Origin of the sequence: Kribbella sp. VKM Ac-2568 (genome assembly GCF_004345365.1) — a bacterium.
Taxonomy (GTDB): domain Bacteria; phylum Actinomycetota; class Actinomycetes; order Propionibacteriales; family Kribbellaceae; genus Kribbella; species Kribbella orskensis.
The window spans coordinates 215,756-236,891 of the sequence record NZ_SLVF01000006.1; the positions used below are offsets into that span (position 1 = coordinate 215,756).

At 69.2% G+C, this 21,136-nt stretch carries 19 protein-coding genes; 7 read left to right on the plus strand and 12 right to left on the minus strand.

Annotation, left to right across the window (positions count from 1 at the left end):
- Positions 1–21: 21 nt before the first annotated feature.
- Positions 22–348: a PadR family transcriptional regulator gene (locus tag EV648_RS18960; protein ID WP_132189916.1), complete on the minus strand. Its 327-nt coding sequence runs from the start codon at positions 346–348 to the stop codon at positions 22–24.
- Between the two features lie 87 nt (positions 349–435).
- On the opposite strand from EV648_RS18960, the gene EV648_RS18965 reads away from it, so the two are divergent.
- Positions 436–2,622 carry an MMPL family transporter gene (locus EV648_RS18965; protein ID WP_132293017.1) on the plus strand — a complete coding sequence of 729 codons (2,187 nt, stop codon included), beginning with the start codon at positions 436–438 and terminating at the stop codon, positions 2,620–2,622.
- On the opposite strand, the gene EV648_RS18970 is transcribed toward EV648_RS18965, so the two are convergent.
- The 8 genes from EV648_RS18970 to EV648_RS19005 form a co-directional block, all read right to left on the minus strand.
- The gene (locus tag EV648_RS18970; protein WP_132293020.1) at positions 2,612–3,739 is read right to left on the minus strand and encodes an N-acetylmuramoyl-L-alanine amidase; all 1,128 of its coding nucleotides are present in this window, start codon (positions 3,737–3,739) and stop codon (positions 2,612–2,614) included. The genes EV648_RS18965 and EV648_RS18970 overlap by 11 nt on opposite strands.
- 51 nt (positions 3,740–3,790) lie before the next feature.
- Positions 3,791–4,120: a thioredoxin gene (gene trxA, locus EV648_RS18975; protein ID WP_132189913.1), complete on the minus strand. Its 330-nt coding sequence runs from the start codon at positions 4,118–4,120 to the stop codon at positions 3,791–3,793.
- A 32-nt stretch (positions 4,121–4,152) separates the two neighbouring features.
- A complete protein-coding gene (gene trxB / locus EV648_RS18980) occupies positions 4,153–5,139 on the minus strand; it encodes a thioredoxin-disulfide reductase (protein ID WP_132293023.1) in 987 nt (328 codons plus the stop codon).
- Positions 5,140–5,260: 121 nt separating this feature from the next.
- Positions 5,261–6,022: an anti-sigma factor gene (locus EV648_RS18985; RefSeq protein WP_132293026.1), complete on the minus strand. Its 762-nt coding sequence runs from the start codon at positions 6,020–6,022 to the stop codon at positions 5,261–5,263.
- A 112-nt stretch (positions 6,023–6,134) separates the two neighbouring features.
- A complete protein-coding gene (gene sigM, locus EV648_RS18990; protein ID WP_241995363.1) occupies positions 6,135–6,818 on the minus strand; it encodes an RNA polymerase sigma factor SigM in 684 nt (227 codons plus the stop codon).
- Positions 6,815–8,485 carry a protein kinase family protein gene (locus EV648_RS18995; RefSeq protein WP_132293029.1) on the minus strand — a complete coding sequence of 557 codons (1,671 nt, stop codon included), beginning with the start codon at positions 8,483–8,485 and terminating at the stop codon, positions 6,815–6,817. Before EV648_RS18995 ends, sigM begins: the two co-directional genes overlap by 4 nt.
- A 174-nt stretch (positions 8,486–8,659) precedes the next feature.
- A complete protein-coding gene (murJ, locus tag EV648_RS19000) occupies positions 8,660–10,315 on the minus strand; it encodes a murein biosynthesis integral membrane protein MurJ (RefSeq protein WP_132293049.1) in 1,656 nt (551 codons plus the stop codon).
- Positions 10,308–12,740 carry a hypothetical protein gene (locus EV648_RS19005; RefSeq protein WP_199234693.1) on the minus strand — a complete coding sequence of 811 codons (2,433 nt, stop codon included), beginning with the start codon at positions 12,738–12,740 and terminating at the stop codon, positions 10,308–10,310. Before EV648_RS19005 ends, murJ begins: the two co-directional genes overlap by 8 nt.
- A 24-nt stretch (positions 12,741–12,764) precedes the next feature.
- On the opposite strand from EV648_RS19005, the gene EV648_RS19010 reads away from it, so the two are divergent.
- Both EV648_RS19010 and EV648_RS19015 read left to right on the plus strand, forming a co-directional pair.
- Positions 12,765–14,225, plus strand: coding sequence for a CCA tRNA nucleotidyltransferase (locus EV648_RS19010; protein ID WP_132293052.1), 1,461 nt, complete (start codon positions 12,765–12,767; stop codon positions 14,223–14,225).
- A 159-nt stretch (positions 14,226–14,384) separates the two neighbouring features.
- A complete protein-coding gene (locus tag EV648_RS19015) occupies positions 14,385–15,158 on the plus strand; it encodes a hypothetical protein (RefSeq protein ID WP_132293055.1) in 774 nt (257 codons plus the stop codon).
- Here the strand turns inward: EV648_RS19015 and EV648_RS19020 are convergent.
- Positions 15,155–15,988 carry an aminotransferase class IV gene (locus tag EV648_RS19020; protein ID WP_158294021.1) on the minus strand — a complete coding sequence of 278 codons (834 nt, stop codon included), beginning with the start codon at positions 15,986–15,988 and terminating at the stop codon, positions 15,155–15,157. The genes EV648_RS19015 and EV648_RS19020 overlap by 4 nt on opposite strands.
- Before the next feature lie 54 nt (positions 15,989–16,042).
- On the opposite strand from EV648_RS19020, the gene EV648_RS19025 reads away from it, so the two are divergent.
- The gene (locus EV648_RS19025) at positions 16,043–16,672 is read left to right on the plus strand and encodes a hypothetical protein (protein WP_132293061.1); all 630 of its coding nucleotides are present in this window, start codon (positions 16,043–16,045) and stop codon (positions 16,670–16,672) included.
- Here the strand turns inward: EV648_RS19025 and EV648_RS19030 are convergent, their stop codons facing one another.
- Complete coding sequence (locus EV648_RS19030) at positions 16,673–17,122, minus strand: GNAT family N-acetyltransferase (RefSeq protein ID WP_132293064.1); 450 nt, start codon at positions 17,120–17,122, stop codon at positions 16,673–16,675.
- A 68-nt stretch (positions 17,123–17,190) separates the two neighbouring features.
- Here EV648_RS19030 and EV648_RS42655 point away from each other — a divergent pair, with 68 nt between their 5' ends.
- From EV648_RS42655 to EV648_RS19040, 3 genes are read left to right on the plus strand one after another with little or no spacing between them, the layout of a single operon-like run.
- Positions 17,191–17,346, plus strand: a complete 156-nt coding sequence (locus EV648_RS42655) for a hypothetical protein (RefSeq protein WP_158294022.1) — start codon at positions 17,191–17,193, stop codon at positions 17,344–17,346.
- Positions 17,347–17,356: 10 nt separating this feature from the next.
- A complete protein-coding gene (locus tag EV648_RS19035) occupies positions 17,357–18,625 on the plus strand; it encodes an amidase (protein ID WP_132293067.1) in 1,269 nt (422 codons plus the stop codon).
- 17 nt (positions 18,626–18,642) lie between these two features.
- Positions 18,643–19,017 (plus strand): glyoxalase/bleomycin resistance/extradiol dioxygenase family protein, encoded by a 375-nt coding sequence (locus tag EV648_RS19040; protein WP_132293070.1) that lies wholly within the window; start codon positions 18,643–18,645, stop codon positions 19,015–19,017.
- 52 nt (positions 19,018–19,069) lie between these two features.
- Here EV648_RS19040 and EV648_RS19045 read toward each other — a convergent pair whose 3' ends face one another.
- The gene (locus tag EV648_RS19045) at positions 19,070–21,028 is read right to left on the minus strand and encodes a glycoside hydrolase family 30 beta sandwich domain-containing protein (protein WP_132293073.1); all 1,959 of its coding nucleotides are present in this window, start codon (positions 21,026–21,028) and stop codon (positions 19,070–19,072) included.
- Positions 21,029–21,136 lie beyond the last annotated feature (108 nt).

Consider the following 21,136-nt stretch of genomic DNA (forward strand, 5'->3'; position numbering starts at 1 on the left):
AGCCTGCGGTGCCCTGGCGATTCAGGTGGTGCGGGGCTTCAGCACGCCCTCGATGACCGTCCGGAAGGTCTCCCAATCGCCTCGACCGGCCGCGAGCATCTTCTGTCCCGCGGACGTGAGCTGGTACGTACGGCGCTTTCGGCCGCCGACGGTGCTCCACTCGCTGGCCAGGTAGCCGGCGCGCTCCAGACGCCGCAGAGCCGGGTACAGCGTCCCGGTCGGCAGGTCTAGCTCGCCGCCGCTGCGCTCCAGCAACGCCTCCATGATCGCGTAGCCGTGCAGGGGCTCCTGCTCGACCACCGCCAGGATCATGGGGTCCAGGTGTCCCCGGAGCGCATCCGCCTTCATGTAGGCAGTCTACCCATAGAGGTGTTATCGTCGATAGACGACATGTAGAGACGCTACATGTAGGCGTGCGACTCTGGAGGGGACGAGATGACCGACGACCGTGGAAGGCACCGCGGTGGGCTGCTGCATCGGGTGTCCGGATGGGCGATGCAGCACGCCGGAGTGGCGGTGTTCCTGTGGGTTCTCGTCCTCGTCGGCGTGACCGTGGGGTCGACGCTGGTCGGGAACGCCTACCGGGACGAGAACTCCCTGCCCGGCACGGACTCGCAACGCGTCATCGACGTCTTCCGCGAGCACCAGCCGGGAGGCGAGACGGACTCGGTCCAGATCGTCCTGCACGACGAGGACGGCTTGACGCTGCCCGCTACCAAGAGCCAGATCACTGGGATGCTCGCGGAGGTCGGCAAACTCCCGCATGTCGCCGCGGTCGCGGATCCCTTCACCGCGAAAGGCTCTCTGTCGACCGACGGCAGTACGGCGTACGCGACTGTCGACCTCGACGTGGCAGCCGTGGACATGCCGCTGGCGGACGTGCGAACGATCATCGACAAAGCCCAGGGGATCGCCAAGGACGGCCTGCAGGTGGAGGTCGGCGGAGACCTGGCCCGCAGCGCGGCCGAGAGCGCGGGTGGCGCGGCCGAAGGCGCAGGAGTCCTTGCTGCGTTGGTGATCCTGGTCTTCCTGTTCGGCTCGTTGCTGGCGGCAAGCCTTCCGCTGTTGACGGCCGTGTTCGCTGTCGGCAGCACGCTCGGCCTGCTGGTACTCGCCTCCCACGTGTTCACGATTCCCAGCTACACAGCCCCGGTGATGATGCTGGTCGGCCTGGGCGTCGGCATCGACTACGCGCTGCTGATCTTCTCTCGCTACCGCAGCGAACTCCTGAAGGGCGCCGACCGACCCAAGGCAGGCCGTATCGCCCTCGACACCGCGGGCCGATCGGTACTCTTCGCCGGCTGCACAGTCGTCATCGCGTTGCTCGGTCTACTGGCACTCGGGCTCGGTTCCCTGCAGGGGCTTGCGCTCGGCGTGACGGTCACCGTGTTGATGACGATGCTCGCCGCAGTGACCTTGCTTCCGGCCCTGCTGGCCCTGTTCGGCAAGAGGATCGAGCGCAGCGTCCGCAAGCACGCGGCCAAGTCGCGTCGTCAGCCGGGGGACGGCTGGCGGAGGCTCGCGACTCGCGTCCAGCGCGGTCCCTGGGTGCCGCTCGTCCTCGGAACGCTTGCTCTCGTGGCACTCTGTCTGCCCGCACTGGACATGCGGCTCGGATTCGCCGACGCAGGCACGGACGACCCGGCCAAGACCAGCCGCAAGGCGTACGACCTGCTGGCGCAGGGATTCGGCCCCGGCTTCAACGGTCCGCTCATCATCGTCTCGGAGGGGGACCAGACGACCGCGGAGGCGCTGGGCCGCAAGCTGGCAACAGATCCAGGTATCGCGGCCGTCACTCCGCCGCAACTGATGGCGGACGGCAAGGTCGCGACCGTGATGGCGTTCCCGAAATCCGCGCCCCAGGACGAGGCGACCAGCGACCTGGTGCATCGGCTGCGCGAGGAAACCCTTCCCCAGTTGGCGGCTGAGACCAATGCGACCTATCTCGTCGGCGGCACCACCGCAGCGGCCGACGACTTCGCCGGAGCGGTGAGCAAGCGGCTGCCGATCTTCGTGCTCGTCGTGGTCGGCCTGTCCGCGCTGCTGCTGATGACGGTGTTCCGGTCGATCCTGATCCCGCTCAAGGCGGCGGTGCTCAACCTGCTCAGCATCGGCGCATCGCTCGGGGTCATCACCCTGGTCTTCCAGCAAGGCTGGTTCGGCGCGCAGCAAGGGCCGATCGAGGCGTTCGTGCCGGTGATGATCTTCGCGATCGTGTTCGGCCTGTCGATGGACTACGAGGTCTTCCTGATCTCCCGGATCCACGAGGAGTGGCGGCGTACAGGTGATGCCAGGGAAGCGGTCCGGGAAGGGCTGGCCAACACCGGCAGCGTGATCACGGCCGCGGCGGCGATCATGATCGTGGTCTTCGGGGCGTTCCTGCTCAGTCCGGACCGGATGCTGAAGCAGTTCGGTCTCGGGCTGGCGGTCGCGGTGCTGCTCGACGCGCTGCTGATCCGCTGCGTGATCGTGCCCGCCGTACTGCGGCTGATGGGCACCCGCGCCTGGTGGTTGCCGCGCTGGCTCGACCGGATCCTCCCCACCGTCGCCCTCGAACGCGAGGAACCGGTGGATGACGAGCCGAGCGAGGCAGAACTCGTCGGCTCGGAGGTCAGACGGTGAGTTGCCCGAAGCGGAGCATGCCGGTGGCGGCGTCCTGCTCCGGCGGCAGGTAGACGCGCTGGATCGCGACCACGATGGCCTCCGCGATCACATCGCGGAAGGCCGGGTCGGCGAGCCGGGCGGAGTCGTGGGGGTTCGTCACATAGCCGATCTCGAGCCGGACCGCCGGCATCTTCGTACGCCGCAGCAGGTCCCAGGTCTTCTGGTGGGTCCGGCAGTTCAGCAGGTCCGTGCGCGCCACGATCTCGCGCTGCACCAGGCCGGCGAACTGCTCGCCCACGCTGGAGGAGGCACCATGCAGATCGGTGCCGTAGTAGTACGTCGCGACGCCCTGTGCCTCGGGGTTCATCGACCCGTCGGTGTGCAGGGACACGCAGAGATTGGCGTCCGTCTCGTTCGCGAACGCAGCGCGGGCCAACTCGTCCGGCCCCTGGTCACGCCCCCGCGAAAGATAAGCCCGTACTCCGGTCGCGCCCAGGCGGCCTTCGATCCGGGAGGCGAGGTCGTAGGCCACGTCGGACTCCCGCAGGCCGAAACCTTCCCAGCCGTAGTCGAACCCGCCGTGGCCCGGGTCGATCACCACGGTCTTGCCGGACAGCCGCGGTCCGGCGGCGCGAACTGCCTCGTTGGCGCGCAGCGCGTCGGGCCTGCCACCGGTCGCCATCGGGCGGATCCGCTGCAGGGCCTTGAAGGTGGACGGGCCGCAAGTGCCGTCGGCCGGCAGGCCCATGTTGCGCTGGAACTCGGTCACCGCGCGCTGGGTGTCCGCTCCGAAGATGCCGTCCACCCGGGCGACGGCGAAGCCCAGTTCCTGCAGTTTCGCCTGCAGGGCCTGGACGTCGTCGCCGGTGAGCGGGTGCGAGACGACGTACGTGAGCAGCCGGTCACCCAGCCGCCAGCGCGCGTCGTCGAGCGCCCGGTATGTCTGCGGGCCGACGATCCCGTCGATCATCAGCCCGCGTTGCTGCTGGAACCCCCGCACGGCGCGGGCGGTCGCTTCGTCGTAGACGTAGAGATCGCCCGGCTCCAGCAGGCCGAGCCGCTGGAGCTTCCCGATGATCTCGGCGACGGCCTCACCGCTGTCGCCGATTCGATACAGGCCGTGCGCGGCTTCCATCAGTGCTCCTTACCGTGCGGCGGATCGTCCCTCGCAGGACGTCAAACAGTCTCAGCCGGTGAAGTCGGCCAGTTCCTTCAGCAGCGCGGCCTTGGGCTTGGCGCCGACGATGGACTTGGCGAGCTCACCGTTCACGTAGACGTTGATGGTAGGGATACCGGTAACGCGGTAGTTGCTCGGGGTGACCGGGTTCTCGTCGACATTCATCTTCAGGAAGGTGAGCTTGTCGCTGTGCTCACCCGCGAGCTCCTCCAGGATCGGGGAGACCTGGCGACACGGCCCGCACCACTCCGCCCAGAAGTCGACCAGCACAGGCTTGTCGCTCTTCAGCACGGTGGTGTCGAACTCGGCGTCGGTGACGGCATTCATCTTCTCGCCCACGGGCGTATCTCCTTCAGGTGGTTTGTGTGAGGTCAGACAGAGACAGGCTCGGTGGCCGCAGCGGCCGCGGCGCCCGCCCCGTACTCCAGCGTCGCCAGGTAGCGCTCGGCGTCGAGGGCGGCGGAACACCCGGTCCCGGCGGCCGTGACGGCCTGCCGGTAGGTGTGGTCGACCAGGTCGCCGGCGGCGAAGACACCCGGCAGGTTGGTGTTGGTCGAGCCGCTCTGCACCAGCACGTAGCCATCCTCGTCCAGGTGCACCTGGCCCTTGACCAGCTCAGAGCGCGGGTCGTGACCGATCGCGATGAACAGCCCGGTGACCGGCAGTTCGCGGGTCTCACCGGTGACGGTGTCGTTCAGCGTGATCCCGGTCAGCTTCTCCTCGCCGTGGATCGCGGCCACCTCGGAGTTCCAGGCGAACTCGATCTTGTCGTTCGCGAAGGCCCGCTCGGCCATGATCTTCGACGCGCGCAGCGCGTCGCGGCGGTGCACGATGGTCACCTTGTCCGCGAACCGGGTCAGGAAGGTCGCCTCCTCGATGGCGGTGTCGCCACCACCGACGACGGCGATCTCGTGCTGACGGAAGAAGAACCCGTCACACGTCGCACACCAGGACACTCCGTGCCCGGACATCCGCTCCTCGTGCGGCAGCCCCAGCTTCCGGTAGCCCGAACCCATCGCCAGGATCACGGTGTGGGCGCGGTGCTGGGTGCCCGCGGAGTCGGTGACCACCTTGATGTCACCGGTCAGGTCGACCTCGACGATGTCGTCGGGGACCAGCTCGGCGCCGAACCGCTCGGCCTGAGTCCGCATCTCGTCCATCAGCGCCGGGCCCATGATGCCCTGCGCGAAGCCGGGGTAGTTCTCCACCTCGGTGGTCGTCATCAACGCACCACCCGCGGTGACGGAACCTTCGAAGACCAACGGCGCCAGCTGGGCACGCGCGGCGTACACCGCGGCCGTGTATCCGGCCGGGCCGGAGCCGATGATGATGACGTTGCGGACTTCTGCCTCGCTCATGCAGGTGTTCCCCGGTCTCCTCGAGACGATCATTACGTCGTACTCAACGGATCCTAGAGGCCGACCATTCCCACGGTACCCATCGCCCGCGCCGAGCACACCGGGGGCTCACCGGCTGGAGTCAGCGATTGCGAAGCGTCACCGTGGTGTCGTAGAACGGGGTGGCAACGCCCCCTGATCCGCTACAGCCGGTGACCACGGAGAGCTGGATGTCCTGTGGGGAGCCGCCTGGCAGCCCGATCACCGTCGCCCGCTTGCCGTCCACCTTGGCCGGCTGGACGAGCCGGAGCTCCGAACCGGGACGCCCGGCCGCGAACACGCGCGCGCACTGGATCTCGTCGCTGCTCCCGTGCAGGACCGGGCCGTTGGAGTTCTCCAGCCACTTCTGCGCATTGGGACCCACCTGGTCGGTGGTCATCGACGGCACCTCGCCGGCCGGCAGCGTCGGGTTGATCCCGGCGGCGCCCTCGTTGCTGTGGTCCGCCGTGCTGACCACGACACCCACGCCGACGGCGGCGATCACGATCACCCCGGCCGCGGCGAGCACCAGCTTCGGCAGATGGCGGCGCGGCTCCTCGCGGAGCTGGACCAGGGAGTGCACGCCGACGGTGGAGGAACGCAGTACGGACTCGGAGACGATCACGGCGTCGAGGTGCTCGGCGATGTCGGTCGGCATCGGGATGTCCGCGCGGCCCTCGTCGGCGAGGTCCTCGGTCAGCTGCACCAGCGCGTCGTACGTCTGCTGGCAGTCCGGACAGGCCTTCACGTGTTCACGAGCGCGATGCGCCTCGGGCGCGGGGAGCAGGTTCTCGATCAGGTCGGCGATGGTGTCCGTATCCAGGTGTTCCAGGTGCTCACTGGTCGGCAGACCGGAATCGGTCATCGGGAACTCGCCTCCTCACGGGAGGTCCGCAGAGTGGTCATCGGTGAAGTACTCCGGTAGGCGATCGCAACGAGGTCGCGGCTGAGCGACCTCGCTGAGACGGGATGCCCGGTCATTCGGTTCCCACGGATTCGGCGGCAGTTTTCGCCGGTACGTCGGAGCCGCCGCGGGTGGTCTGCCAGTGCCGGAGCAAAGGGAGCAGCCGGGCGCGACCTCGGGCGCAGCGGCTCTTCACGGTGCCCGGCGCACAGCCGAGGATGGCGGCCGCCTCCTCGATCGAGTAGCCCTCCATGTCGACCAGCACGAGGGCGCTGCGCTGGTCGGAGTTGATCTGCTTCAGCGCGTTCAGCACATCGAGCCGGCGCTCGCGCACCTCGGCCGGGTCGTCCTTGGCGGGCCCGGCCAGCTCGGCGGCGCGGTCCTCGTCCTCCGGCAGCGGGTCGGCCGCCCGGACCTGGCGACGACGGATCCGGTCCAGGCAGGCGTTCACCACGATCCGGTGCAGCCAGGTGGTCACCTTGGCGTCGCCCCGGAACGAGTCGGCCCGGCGGAAGGCGGAGATGAACGCCTCCTGCAGCGCGTCGGCCGCCTCCTCGGGCTCGCCCAGGGTGCGGATCGCGACCGCCCACATCCGGTCCCGGTGCCGCTTGACCAGGATTCCGAACGTGTCCGGGTTGCCGGCCACGTGCAGCCGGAGCAGCTCGTGGTCGTCCATCGTTTCGTACCCGGCCGGCCGCGCGCCCAGCCCGTCGGCCGGGGGGCCGCCGGCGCCGATCCGGGTGATATCAGAGGTCATTGCTGGATCGTGACCTCCGAGATCTCGCCGCGGTAACCGCTGCCTTCCTTCGGCAGGCTGGTCAGCCAGACGAGCACGTACCGCGTCTCGATCGGCGCCGCCAGCTTCAGCGCGGCAGGCCCTTCGGGGGCGTCCTCCGCGGAGGCGACCGACTTCCAGCCGCTGACGGTGCTCGCCGACTTGCTCGAGTCGGCCTTCGGGATCATCAGCTCGAGGTTGGTCTTGTCACCGATCAGGTCGACCGTCACCTGGGACACCGTGGTGACCGCACCGAGGTCGTAGACGATGCCGACGCCCTCCTTGGTGCCGCCCAGGTCGGGACGCCGTTTGTACGACATCGTCGTCCAGGTGGAGTCCTGCTTGCCGTCGTAGGTGTTCTTGACGTCCTCGGGGTGCTCCTCGCCGTTGCCGTCCGGCGGCGGGTCGAAGTCCTTGGCGCCGACGATCTTCGCCGGCTCGTTCGTCGCCGCGGGCGGCCCGCTGGTCTGCGGGGCCGGGCTCTTGCCGCTGTCGGTGCCGGAGCCCTGGTCGTTGTTGATCGCGCCCTTCACCAGGAACTGCGCGATCCCGATAACCGACAGCAGCGCGAGGATGGCGAGCAGGATCAGGATCCGGCCGCCCCAGCTGCCGCGCGGCCGTGGCTCGTCGGCCGGCGGCTTGCGACGGCCGTTGCCGTTGTGGCTCGCCGGCGGCTGCCGGCGGACCGGACGGGATTCGGGGGGTGCAGGGGTGTAGACCGCCTGCGGCTGGGTCTGACCATTGCCGTTGTAGGCGGCCTGCGGCGGCGTCGGATCCAGCGCGGGAGGCGTCTGAATGACCGGCGACACCTGGGTGGCGTCATCGATGCTGCCGTTCTGCCGCGCCACGGCGACGGTCTCGTCCATCTGGTTCGGCGGCTCGTGCGAGCTGCCGATGACCCCCGACAGAGCGGCCGACAGTCCGGCGGCGCTGGTGATCGGCACGGCGTGGTGCCGCGGCGGGTAACCGAGCAGCCGGTCAGAGATGTCGTCCAGCGAGCGGGGCACGCCGGCACGGACCTGGCGCGGGCTCAGCAGCCGGCCGTGCTCGACGGGCGCGGGCTGGAGCCCCCAGGCCGGAGCCGGGCCGGGCCACCTGCCGGTGAGGGAGGCGTACAGCAGTTCTCCGAGAGCGCGGACGTCCTGTTCCGGCGAACCGGGGCCGGTGGAGCGCAGGGCGGCTTCGGTGGCGAGGCCGACGACCTTGATCGCGCCGGCGTCCGTCACCACGACGGTCGACGGGCTGATCGAGCCGTGCGACTGGCCAGTGCGGTGCAGGTTCTCCAGTGCCTCGGAGACCTCGCGGGCAAGCCAGCCGGCCTGTTGCCCGGTCAGCGGCCCGGCGCTGAGCATCCGCTCGAGCGGGCGGCCGCCGGCCCACTCCCGCACGCAGTAGGTGACGCCCTCGTGTATGTCGCAGTCGAGGACGCGGAGGAAGCGGGGGTCGGCCGCGGCCGCCGCACGGCGGGCGGCGTCGAAGAGCAGGTTCGTCCGCGGGTCGCCGACCGGCAGGACATCCACGACCACGGCTCGGCTGAGCACCTCGTCCACTGCTCGCCAGACGCGCGCACCGTCGATCTCCGCGAGTAACTCGGCGATCCGGTAGCGGCCCGCGAGCAGGGCACCAGGACTGACGGTCTGGTTCGACACGGTGTCTCTCGCCCTCCTCGATGCACTGGTCGTCCTGCGTCTCCGCTCCGGATCCGGTCGGCGGCCGGTTCCGACTGATACGGGCGGGTGCGAGCGGTTGGCGGTCCGATCGCAGCCCCCATGCTAGTGCCCTCGTCACCTGAGAAGTGGTGCACGATCGCACAAGCGGGCCGATCAGGACCGGCGGCGCCGTCCTGGCAGCTTCGATGTGACCACGGACACCACGTCCGTGACCTCGTGAATCCGGAGTACTCGGGCCACTCCGACGTACACGGGGAGCATCACGATCGCGCCGACCGCCAGTTGGAGCAGCGCCGCGAGCGGGCCCTTCCAGTCGAGGGCGGAGTTCAACAGCATCACCGCGCCCCGGCCGATGCCCGCGGCGAGCAGGGCGGCGATGACCATCGCGACCAGCGGCAGGCCGATGCCCGCGCCGTGGACCCGCGGCACCTTGCGGGCCAGCACCCGGCGGGAGAGCAGTACGGCGACCAGATACGAGATCGAGAAGGCGACGCCGAGCATCACACCGCTGAACCGGAGGTGCTCCTGGTCCAGGATCACCCGTACGCCGATCAGCGCGGCCGCGATGTTGGTCGTGGCGATCGCGCACTGCAGGAAGAACGGGGTCCGGGTGTCCTCGAAGGCGTAGAAGGTGCGCAGCTGGAAGTACTGCACCGTGAACGGCACCAGCCCGAGCGCCAGCGCCATCAGCGTGTACGCCATCAGGTTCAGGTTGTTCTTGCCGGAGCCGTAGCCCGCGATCACCGTCATGATCGGGTACGCGAATGCGATCATCGCGGCAGCCGCCGGTACCACGATCGCCAATGTCTGGCGGATGGACCGGGCCGCCAGCCGGGCCACCTCGGTCACGTCGCCGTCCGCGGCGAGCGCCGACATCTGCGGCAGCGCGGCCGTCGCCAGGGAGACCGTGACGATGCCGTGGGGCACCAGGATCACCAGCATCGCCGTGCTGTAGGCGAACAGACCCGCCTTGGCGCCGAGGTCGAGTGACGCGCTACCGGCGATGGCGAGCTTGGTGACCACGACGAGGGTCACCTGGTTGACCGCGACGAACAGCAGGGTCCAGATGCCCAGCCGGGCGGTGTGCCCCAGTCCCGTGCCGCGCACACCGAACTTGGGCGCATACAGGTGCCCGCTCGCCCTCAGGTACGGCAGCAGCACCAGCAGTTGGACCGCGATCCCGAACGTGTGGCCGAGACCGAGCAGCAACTCCTCACCGTGGCTGTAGGTCGGCGGCGTGTCGCCGGTGCGGTAGATCAGCAAGAACACGACGATCGACGCGCAGGCGACGATGTTGTTCGCGATCGGCGCCCACATCATCGGGCCGAACCGGCGCCGCGCGTTCAGCACCTGGCCGACCAGCACGAACGCGCCGTAGAAGAAGATCTGCGGCAGGCAGAGCCGGACCAACACGATCATCGACTCACGCTCGGACGCTCGCGCCGGATCTTGGAGCTCCCTCGGCATGTACAGCTCGGCGATGAACGGCGCGAGCAGCACACAGCCGACGGTGACCACGGCGAGCACCACGAAGCCGAAGGTGAGCAGCCGGTTGGTGAAGTCCCGGCCACCGTCGTCGTGGTTCTTGATCGCCCGCACCAGTTGCGGCACCAGCACCGTATTGAACACGCCGCCGGCCAGCAGGATGTACAGGCTGTTCGGGATCGTGTTCGCGGCGGTGAAGATGTCGCTGCGCAGGGCGGTGCCGATGGCGGCCGCGAGCAGGGCGATCCTCACGAATCCGAGCAGGCGGGACAGCACAGTTCCGGCTGCCATCACCGCCGCGGAGCGCAGGGTGCGGTCAGCCATCCTTCGTTCCGACTCCCTCTTTCAGGCTCGTGTCGGCTTCGATGCCGCCCGGTACTCCGTTGCCCGGGGCCCCGTCACCCTCCCCGGCCTGTACTTCGGTGCCGCCGTTCGGGTTGACCCGCAGCGGCTGGACGGGCCCCAGCGGGCTCGGCTCCACCCCGGCCGGCTCCTCGTCGAGCCGCCCGCTCTGGACGGAGTCGGTCGGCTCGGCCGCGGCCAGGTCGTGGGGGTCCAGCGGGGCCGGGTGCAGGGGGTCCGCCTCGGTCCCGGCCGGCGTCGGGTTGCGCCGCTCGGAGCGGATCCGGCGGTAGATGCGGACGGCCGAAGTACCGAACAGCAGCGCGATCGCGGCGCCGACCAGGATCCAGCCGACACTGCCGTACTGCGCGGCCTGGATCACCAGCTCCTGCGACTTGCCGACCGGCAACTGCTCGGCGGAGATCACCTGGGCATTGGCCCGGATCAGGCCGTTCTGCTCGGCGCTCGCGGTGATCTGGAAGGTGCCCTTCTGCCCGGCCGGGAGCACCAGCGTCCGCAGCGGGGCGATCCGCAGATCGGTCCGGTTCGCGGGCTTGACGGCGACCCCGACCCGGACGGACCAGTCGAGCTCGTTCACCACCGAGAGCGGGAAGGTGCCCTTGCTGCCGGAGAGGTTCACCTTGATCTCGCGGTGCTGACCCCGGTCGACGGCGTTGTTGACCAGGTGCACCTTGCCGAGCCAGCTGTTCACTGAGCCCTGCTCGAAGGTGAGGAACCGCTGGGCCTCGTCGGGGTACTCGCGCCAGCTGTAGGAGCTGACCCGGAGCAGCGCGCGCTGCAGATCGACGGGCGCCTGCTCGCGGTCGGCGAGGAGCGAGACGAAGGTGGTCGTCGCGGTGTTGAGCCGCTTGATCTGGTCAAGCTGGCCGCTCGGCAGTCCGGGCGTCGACCGAGGCGTGTTCGGCGGCCTGGCGGGCTGCGCCTTGGCGGCTGTCACCTGGTCGATGGAGATCGGGGTGATCCAGGGCAGCGAGAAACCCTGCTGCACCAACGCGGAGGTGGCGGAGCCCTTGGTCTCCCAGTCACGCGGCGGCAGCACCACCACGGTCGCAGTACCGGTCCCGGTGCCCGCCAGCAGTGCGGTCTCGGCGGCGAACCGCTGGCGCACCTGGAGCGGCTGGTCGGCGGAGGCCGGGTCCGGGCCGCCTGCGGTCAGGCTGGAGTCCGTCACCACCGTGCGGACGGATTTCACCGGGCCCTCGGGCGTTGTGACGTTGTAGACCGGGGTCGGCAGCAGGCTGGGCCGGTCGGCGGTTGCCCAGGACGAACTGCTGACCAGATTCACGTCGTCGGGGTTGGGTGCACCGGGGTAGCCGGTGGAGGCGGCGGCCAGGTTCCGGCTGCTCGCGGAGCCGTTCTCGAGCCAGAGACCGCGGTCGAAGTTCGGGTACTCGCCGCCCAGGTTGTACTTCTCGGTGGCGTCCCGCGACTGGCCGACCAGGCTCCGGAGCGGGTCCCCGGCGTCGATCAGGCTGCCCACGTCCGGATCGCCGTACGGCAGCATCACCACGGGGTTGCGGGCGCGGCTCGCCTCGAAGGCGTCGAGCCAGGTCTGGACGACCTTCTGCCCGGTCCCCGGCCTCGTCTGATTGTTGCCGTCGACGACCTTGTAGTTGCCCTGCTTGATCCGGGCGGCCTCGTCGAGCATCGCGGGATCGACGAGCCAGGTGACCTTCTGCTTCTCGCCGAGCGCGAGCAGGCGGCCGAGCGCGCCGTTCGGAGCCATCGCCTCGGCCAGGGAGTCGTTCGCGAACTGGTTGCCACTCAAGAGGGTCGGCCGGTGCCGCAGCGGCACGACCATCGCGGCGTTCACCTTGCGCGGCAACTCCGCAGGGTCGATCACCGGCATCAGGGTCCGCACCCGGCCGACGGTCAGCCGGTCGCTGTCCTCCGGCTGGTCCGGGGTGGCGCGGATGACCACGCCGACCGTGTAGGCACCCGCTCGCTTGCCGAGGTTCCACTCCGCCCAGGGCACGGTGAACTGGTAGTTCACCTTGGCGTTGGGCGCTAGCTCGCCCAGCTCCTGGAAGGTGGATTCGGAGTCGACCAGCCGGCGGCAGCTGTTCTGCTCGTCGACCGGGATGTCGTCCTCGGCCGGCACCGCGGCGAGGTCGGCCCGGGTGATCAGCCGTTTGCTGTCGATACAGGCGATCGCCTGGGGCGCCTTCAGGCTGACGTCGCTGGTGTTGGTGACCTGACCGCGGATCGTCACCGGCTGGCCCGGTGTCACCGCGATCGGGTTGAACGAGTCGATCGTGACGGCGACGACCGGAGGGTCGTCGGTAGGCGCCGCGACCGCCGCCGTCACGGCGGAAACCGCCGCCGAGGCCGCGATCAGCAGGCTCGCTCCCGCGGCCACGGGGAGCCTCAGTCGCCGTCTGAACACGCCGTCACCGTAACCTAGTTCCCCGTGTCTCCTACTCCCGACCGTTCTGCCTCCTCCGGATCGTTGTCCGCGGTACAGCGGCGAGCTGTCCAGTCGCTGCTGCAGATCGCGCCGGTGGTCGACGAGCTGGGTGCCCGCTTCGCCTCCGCCGGTCATGAGATCGCCTTGGTCGGGGGTCCTGTACGGGACATTCTGCTAGGCCGGGGGAGCAAAGACCTGGACTTCGCCACCTCGGCCCGCCCGGAGGTGGTCGAGCGGTTGCTGGCCGGCTGGGCGAACCACGTCTGGGATATCGGCAAGGCTTTCGGCACCATCGGTAGTCGGAAGGGCGAGTGGGTCCTGGAGATCACCACCTACCGGTCAGAGTCCTACGATCCCACCTCGCGCAAACCGGAGGTCTCCTACGGCGACAGCCTGGAGGGTGACCTGTCCCGTCGCGACTTCGCCATGAACGCGATGGCGGTGCTGCTGCCGTCCCACCAGTTCGTCGACCCGTACGGCGGGATGGAGGACGTCGCGAACAAGGTGATCCGGACGCCGGGATCGCCCGAGGACTCGTTCTCCGACGACCCGCTGCGGATGATGCGCGCGGCCCGGTTCGCGGCGCAGCTCGACTTCACCCCGGACCCGGCCGTGGTGGCTGCGATGGAGGCGATGGCCGACCGGATCACCATCGTTTCGGCCGAGCGGGTCCGCGACGAGCTGATCAAGCTGGTGATCTCGCCACAGCCCCGCAAGGGCCTGGACCTGCTGGTGTCCACCGGTCTCGCGGACCACGTGCTGCCCGAGCTGCCCGCGCTGCGGCTGGAGTTGGACGAGCACCACCGGCACAAGGATGTGTACGAGCACTCGCTCACGGTGCTCGAGCAGGCGATCGACCTGGAGCCGCGGCTCGGTGTCGAGCTGCCCGACTTCGTGACCCGGTTCGCCGCGCTGATCCACGACATCGGCAAGCCGAGGACGCGGAAGTTCGAGGGCGCCGGCAAGGTCACGTTCCACCACCACGACGTGGTCGGCGCGAAGCTGGCGAAGAAGCGGATGAAGGCGCTGCGGTTCAGCAACGAGCAGATCGACCAGGTCGGCAAGCTCGTCGAGCTGCACCTGCGCTTCCACGGCTACGGCACCGGCGAGTGGACCGACTCCGCCGTACGCCGGTACGTCCGGGACGCGGGCGACCTGCTCAGCCGGCTGCACGTGCTCACCCGGGCCGACTGCACCACCAGGAACAAGCGCAAGGCGGACGCCCTCCGGTCGGCGTACGACGATCTGGAGGAGCGCATCGCCCGGCTGCAGGAGCAGGAGGAGCTCGACTCCATCCGCCCGGACCTGGACGGCAACCAGATCATGGAGATCCTCGGGATCGGGCCGGGCCGCGAGGTCGGCGAGGCCTACAAGTTCCTGATGGAGCTCCGGATGGACGAGGGCCCGCTCGGCGAGGACCGCGCGCGGGAAGCACTCCTCAGCTGGTGGAACGCCCGCTCCTGAGCGGTGAGGTCTGCCGGCACCCGTCACGCTGACTGACGGCGACGGGGCGTTCGACCCAGGGCGACGGGTTGTTGCGGTCTGTCGCCGGTTCCGCAACGAGCCGGGACCGATCGTTCCTCTGCGCTCCACAGCGGCTGGAGGCGGCGGTACCGTCGGTAGATGTTGTGGCTTCTAGCGGCACTGGGTGGGGGCAGCATCGCGTTGGGTGGGCGGTACTGGTGGGACCGCCGAGCGGCCAAGCGCGGTGACGCCGAGGAACTCGAGGGGATCAGGAAGCTCGCCGACGAGGACGTGACGTTGCTCGGTGAGGAGCTGAGCCGGCTCGGTGAGTCGGTGGACGGCCGGGAGTTGGACGCCGACACCCGGCTGGACTATCAGCGGGCACTGGACGCCTACGAGTCGGCGCAACGGTCGGTCGGCGGGATCAAGTCCGCCGAGTCGATCAGCACGGTCACGGACACACTGGCGACGGGCCGGTACGCGATCACCTGTGTGCGGGCGCGGGTGGCTGGCGAGCCGGTGCCGGAGCGGCGGGTGCCGTGCTTCTTCAATCCGCAGCACGGCCCGTCCACCACGGACGTGCTCTGGAACCAGCCTGCCCATGGCACTCGTAAAGTGCCGGCCTGCGCGCAGGACGCCGCCCGCCTGCAGGCAGGTCAGCAGCCAGAGGTGCGCTACGTCCGGTACCACTCCCGCCGGGTTCCCTACTGGGAGGCGGGCGCCGCGGTCGCGCCGTACGGCAGTGGGTACTTCGCGAGCGGAGCCGGGGCATCCTATATCGCCATCGCGTCGTTCGACAGCATGAGCGGCGGGATGGCGTGGGGTGACTGGAACAGCACCGGCGGCCCGATCGACTTCGGCGGCGGTGGGTTCGACGGCGGCGGTGGGTTCGACGGTGGTGGGGGCGATGGTGGCGGAGGCGGTGACGGCTAGCGGTGCTTGGCCGCTAGATCTCCTGCGGGGGGAACAGCCTCGAACGCTGCCGCGATGAGACTCGCCGACGCTGGGTCGGCTGTGTACTCCGTGGTGCCTGCGGGCGTCGTGATGGAGGCGACGGGGAGTGCGGGGTCGATGGAGTTCGTGAGGTAGGCCGCGTCGTACGAAGCCAGCTCCGTCAGTGGGACGGGGACGGTCTCGCTGCGGACGCCGGTGGCAGCCAGACCAGCTTGAAGCGTGAGCATGGTGATGCCGGGCAGAACCGCGGCGGCCGGCCAGACGATCCTGCCCTGCGTCGCGAAGCAGACGTTCCAGATCGATGCCTCCGACACGTTCCCCGCGCGGTCGTAGAACAGAGCGTCGTCGTACCCGGCCAGGTGCGCCTGGCGACCGAAGTACACGAGCGGGAAGGTGCCCGTGTGCTTGACACGCGGTACGACGCGTTCGTGCTCGACGGCGAGCAGCCGGGGCGGATCCGGGGTGGGCTCGAGCGGGTCGGTCACGGTGATCAGCAGTTCGGGTGACACGGGGATCCCGGCGTCGAGCTTGGCGCGTTCGCGGGTGAAGGCGTTGACCCGGATCGACAGGTCGGCCGTGTCCGCCCGCTCCAGAGCCAGTCGCAAGTAGGACAGCACCCGGTCGGCCGGAACGCCCTCGCCGAAGAGTTCGAGTGAGCTGCGATCGAGCCGTTCCAGGTGCAGGTCGAGACCGCGGACCCGGCCGCCGCGGACCTGCATGGACGTGAAGTGCCCGTAGCTGGTTGCTCTGAGCAACCCCGGCTCCACGGACTCGACAGGCGCATCGTTCAACTGCAGATAGTCGGTCACACCCCCGAGTCTGACCGAACCAGTCCACCCAGTCCTCTGGTCTAGTCTCGCCACGTGGACGTCTTGAGCATCATCGGGTGGGGTGGATCGGCGCTGGTCGTGGCGTCGCTGCTGCAGGCCCGGATCCTGCGGCTGCGGGTGCTGAACCTGGTCGGCTGCGTGGTCCTGGTCTTCTTCAACCTCGCCATCCAGGTCTGGCCGATGGTCGGTATGAACGCGGTGCTGGCCGTCATCAACCTCGTGCACCTGTGGCGGCTGCTCCGGCACCGGCACGACGAAGCGGAGTACACCGTGTTCGAGGTCAACAGCGACGACGCCTACCTGGGGCACGTGCTCGCGTCGCACCAGAAAGACATCAGCCGGTTCAACCCCGGATTCACGCGGGAGAACAGTTCGTACGCGTTCCTGGTGCAACGGGGCGAGCGGACCGTCGGGGTGGTGCTCGCGCACGACGCGGGCGACGGCCGGGCCCAGATCGACCTCGACTACGTGCTGCCGCAGTACCGCGACTTCACGCCGGGGGAGTTCGTCTTCCGGCGCAGCGACGTGTTCACCGATCACGGGTTCCGGCAGGTGATGGCGCCGCGCCGGATGCAGGAGTCCGCGTCCTATCTGAGCAAGGTCGGCTTCCACCCGGACGGCTCCGACCTGGTCCTCGACCTGCCGTCCCAACCAACTGCCTGACTAACCCAACTGTTTGGCGAAGCAGCGCGACACGGTCTCGTTCTCGAACGGCGGGTACGGCGGCGTCGGGAGGTAGCCGTGGCGCGTGTAGAGGCCGATCGCCTCGTGCTGCCGTGTCCCGGTCTCCAGTCGCAACGTGGTCAGGCCCTGGACCAGGGCCAGCGACTCCACCTCCGCCAGCAGCAGGCGGGACAGACCCCAGCCGCGCGACGACGGTTCGACGTACATGCGCTTGATCTCGCCGAGTCCGGGGCTGATCGGTTGCAGGCCGACGCAGCCGACCGCGGCGCCGTCCACCCGCAGGACGATGAACTCGATGTCCGGATGCAGGTCGACGATCGGCTGGTCCTCGCCGTACAGCGCGGCCAACTCGGCCTGCTGGGCTGTCGTCAGTGCGAGCACCTCCGCGTCGGTCCGCGCGGCCGGCTTGACTTCCACCCCGTCGATCATGGCTCCGGACGGTAGCAACGAGCCGTGACACCACTGTTTCGCTTTCCTCTCCGCTCGGATCGGAGGCAGTGAGGTCCACGCTGTGTCACCGCCCCGCCGCAGGTCTGGAGCACCGGTACGCCGACTCCTCACCGGGCGTTGGACAACTGCACGCGAACGCGGCCGTCAGCACGACCTACCAGGTCCGTACTGCGCGGGGCAGTTCCGCGGGCGAGGTGGTCTGATGGGGCGGTGATGTCTCTGGAGAGGACCGCCGCGGCGGTCCGAGCGGGTGAACTGGATCCGGTCGACCTGGTCGAGCAGGCGCTTCGGCGGGCGGAGGAGACGGCCGGGCTGAACGCCGTCGTGCACCTCGATGCCGATGGAGCCCGGGAGGCCGCCAGGCAGGTCAGGCGGGGAGCGCTGGCCGGAGTGCCCGTGCTGGTGAAGGAGATCGTCGAGGTCGAGGGACTGCCGTTCCGGTGCGGGTCGGCGTCGATGAACGAGGTCGCCACGAAGGACGCCGAGATCGTCACCAGGTTGCGAGCCGTCGGCGCGATCATCATCGGGCTCAGCTACAGCCACGAGTTCGCCTACGGCTGCACCGGTACCTCGAACCGCGTCGGGCCCTGCCGCAACCCGCACGACCACTCGCGGATGACCGGTGGCTCCAGCGCCGGCGCGGGAGCGGCAGTTGCGGCCGGGGTGGTTCCACTGGCGATCGGCACGGATACAGCGGGCTCGGTGAGGATCCCCGCGGCCCTGTGCGGTGTGGTCGGCTACAAGCCCGCCCGGGGGACTCTGCCGATCGACGGAGTGTTCCCGCTGGCGCAGAGCCTGGACCACGTCGGAGTACTCACCACCTCGGTTGTTGATGCGGTCTACGCCGTGAACTCGCTGTCCAGCACGGAATCGGGTGCGGCCATCGAGGCGCCGCGGCTCGGGCTGGTCTCGAATCCCGAGCATCAGGACCACTCTGAAGAAGTAGGCAAGGCGTGGTCGGCAGCGATCACCCGGCTCCGGGCCGCCGGGGCGGTTATGCAGGAGGTGGAACTGCCCGACTGGACGGCGACCAACCGGACAGCGGTGGACCTCCAAGGGCCGGAGGCGGTGGCCAACCACGCCGGTCGATCCACCGACGCCTACCAACCCGACGTACAGCAGCGCCTGCGGAAGGCGGCCGAAGTACCGGCTTGGCGTTATGTGCAGGCCCGTGCGGAAGCCGCAGAACTCACCAGGACCGTCGCCAACCGCTTCAGCGAAGTGGACGCCCTCATCCTTCCGACTGTCCCGGTGGTGGCACCACCGATCGACGCAGTGGCAGACGCCGACGGCGCGGTTGCCGTCAGAGCGAGGCTGATGCGCAACACTCGCCTCGCCAACCTCACCGGCTTCCCCGCCCTCAGCCTCCCGCTGCCAACCACAGGTCTGCCGATCGGTCTCCAAGTGATTGCCGGAAGCAACCAAGTTGCCGCGCAGGTCGCATCCTGGATCGAACGCGTCCTTGACTTCGAGGGAGCTTGAGGTCCGAGCCTGTCGGTATGGAGCTGAGCCTGCGCGTGGAAGTGTTCGCGACCGACCCCGAGGCATCGGGGGAGTTCTACCGGCGAGTGCTGGGATTCGAGGAGCTCTCGCGCCAACGGACCGACGGAGTTGTCCACTACCTGTGGATGGGGCGGGGGACAGCGCGGATCGGGATCGGTACCGCCTGGCAGGTGGTCGACCCGGCGGTCCGGTCGGTGCCCGCGGGCACCGAGATCGTGCTCGAGGTGGACGACATCGACGCGGAGTTCGCCCGGGTGCACGAGACTGGCTGGCCGCTCGAGGGAGGGCTGCGGGAGCAGCCGTGGGGGCTGCGCGACTTCCGCTTGCACGACCCCGACGGCTACTACCTCCGCCTGACTTCCCGGGGCTGATCAAACTGAAGCCCTCCCACGCGGACTGCGTGGGAGGGCTTCAGGCGAGGGGCTACTTGTAGAGGCGGACGTCGGCCAGGCTCCACCAGTGGTCGCTGGTGCCGGTCGAGGTGATGCGGATGAAGCGGGCTCGCGTCGGGCGGACATCCACGTTGGTGAGCTGGCCGGTGCTCGCGCCGCTCGCCAGCGGATGCCACTGGGTGCCGTCGAAGCTGGTCGACACCTGCCAGCCGCGGGCGTAGTCGCCGAGGTTGCCGCCGCTGTCGATCGCGATGCGGCGGAACTGCTTCGCCGTACCGAGGTCGACCTGCACGTACTGCCCGGCAGCCTGCGCAGCCTTGGACTGCCACACGGTCGACCCGTCCGCGTCGAAGGCGAACGCCGCGTCAGCAGCCGGTACTGCGCTCGCCGTCGCGCCTGCCAGGGACAGCGGGGACAGCTCAGGATCCAGCGTTTGCGACCGCGGCCAGGCGAACGTCGCCACCGAACCGCCGGGCAGCGTGTACTCGAAGCTCTGGTCGCCGACTGCCACCGCGAAGGTCCGGGGGTCGTCGTTCTCGTTGTGCACGAGGAGCGCGGTGGAGCCGTCCGGGTTGCGGAACGCGGAGCTCATCAGTTGCCCGTTCCACCCGGTCGTCCCGTACGACGTACTCGCGATCCGCACAGCGCCGGAGTGGACGAACTTCGACAGGTGACCGATCGTGTAGTACTCCGCGTCGGTGGTCACGGTTCCGTCGGGTTGCAGCGTCACCAGGCCGGTGCACGTGTCGCAGCCGCCGTTGTGCGGGCCACCCGTGGAGTCGAGCGCGATGTTCCAGTTCACGACGGACTTGGCCCAGTTGCGCGTCGTACCGAGCATCAGGGTGCGGGCGTGCCAGGTGAGCGTGCCGCGGAAGATCTGTTCGGGGGTGTCGCTCGGCCCGTGGGAGCCGGAGCACTCGGTGAACCAGATGCCCTTGTCCGGGAAGGTCTGGTGCAGGGCGGTCTGCGCGCTGGGGTCACCCGAGTAGCAGTGGTACGCCGTACCGGCGAGCCACTTGCCGGCCGGGCTGTCGAGCAACTGGTACGGGTAGTCCGTCTCCGGGTCCTCGCCGGGCGGGGTGGACTCGATGTCGCCGGGGTGCGTCGTCCAGTTGTGGTCGTAGCCGAGGATCTTCGTCCGCGGACTGGCCGCACGGAGCATCGGCCCGAGCGCCTCGATCACCGCGGCCTGCTGGCGTACCGGCATGTCCGTGCCGGGGTAGGCGCTCGGCTTGCGGTTCTGCGGCTCGTTCTGCACCGAGAGGAAGTCCACCGGTACGCCGGCCGCCTCGTACGCCTTCACGAACTTCACCAGGTAGCGCGCGTAGGCGTTGTAGACGGCCGGGTCGTCCTTGAGGCGCCCACCGACCAGCGAGTCGCCGGTCTTCATCCAGGCGGGCGGACTCCACGGGGTCGCCATCACCTTGAGGGACGGGTTGAGCTGCTTCGCCCGGCGCAGCAGCGGCAGGATCTGCGTCTGGTCGTGCGCGATGCTGAAGTGCCGCAGCGGGAAGTCGGTTTGGCCGGCGGGCACATCGTCGTACGTGTAGTGCTGCGGCGCGGCGGTGAAGTCCGACGAGCCGACCACCTGGCGCAGGAAGCTCACGCCGATGCCCTTGTCGCCGTCGAACAGCGAGCGCATCGTCTTGTCGCGGTCCGCGGGAGTCAGCCGGTAGAGAATGTCCGCCGACGAGTCCGTGATGGAGGCACCGAAGCCGTCCATCGTCTGGTACTTCGTGTCCGGGTCGACCGTGATCGTCGTCTCCGCGCTCTGGCCCTTCCGGAAGGCGACCGGCGCTCGCTCGTGCAGCAGTTCGGCCCGGTCCGGGGTGGTCACCCAGACGCGGGCGGTCGCTGTCGCCTTGTCGGCCTGGCTGTCCTGCTGCGTCTGACCGGACAGCTCCGCCGCCTGGGCGCCGGCACCGCTCAGCATGCCGCTCACCAGCAGGGCTGACCCGGCCAGGGCCGCCCCGATCGCATGTCTCCTCATCGCACTCCTCAGGTCAACCCCGTTGAAACAAATGAAACAAACACGCAACGCACGGCCTTCAGCAAACGACGGCTGTCGGACGGTGTCAAGGCTTCCTGACTCGCGAGC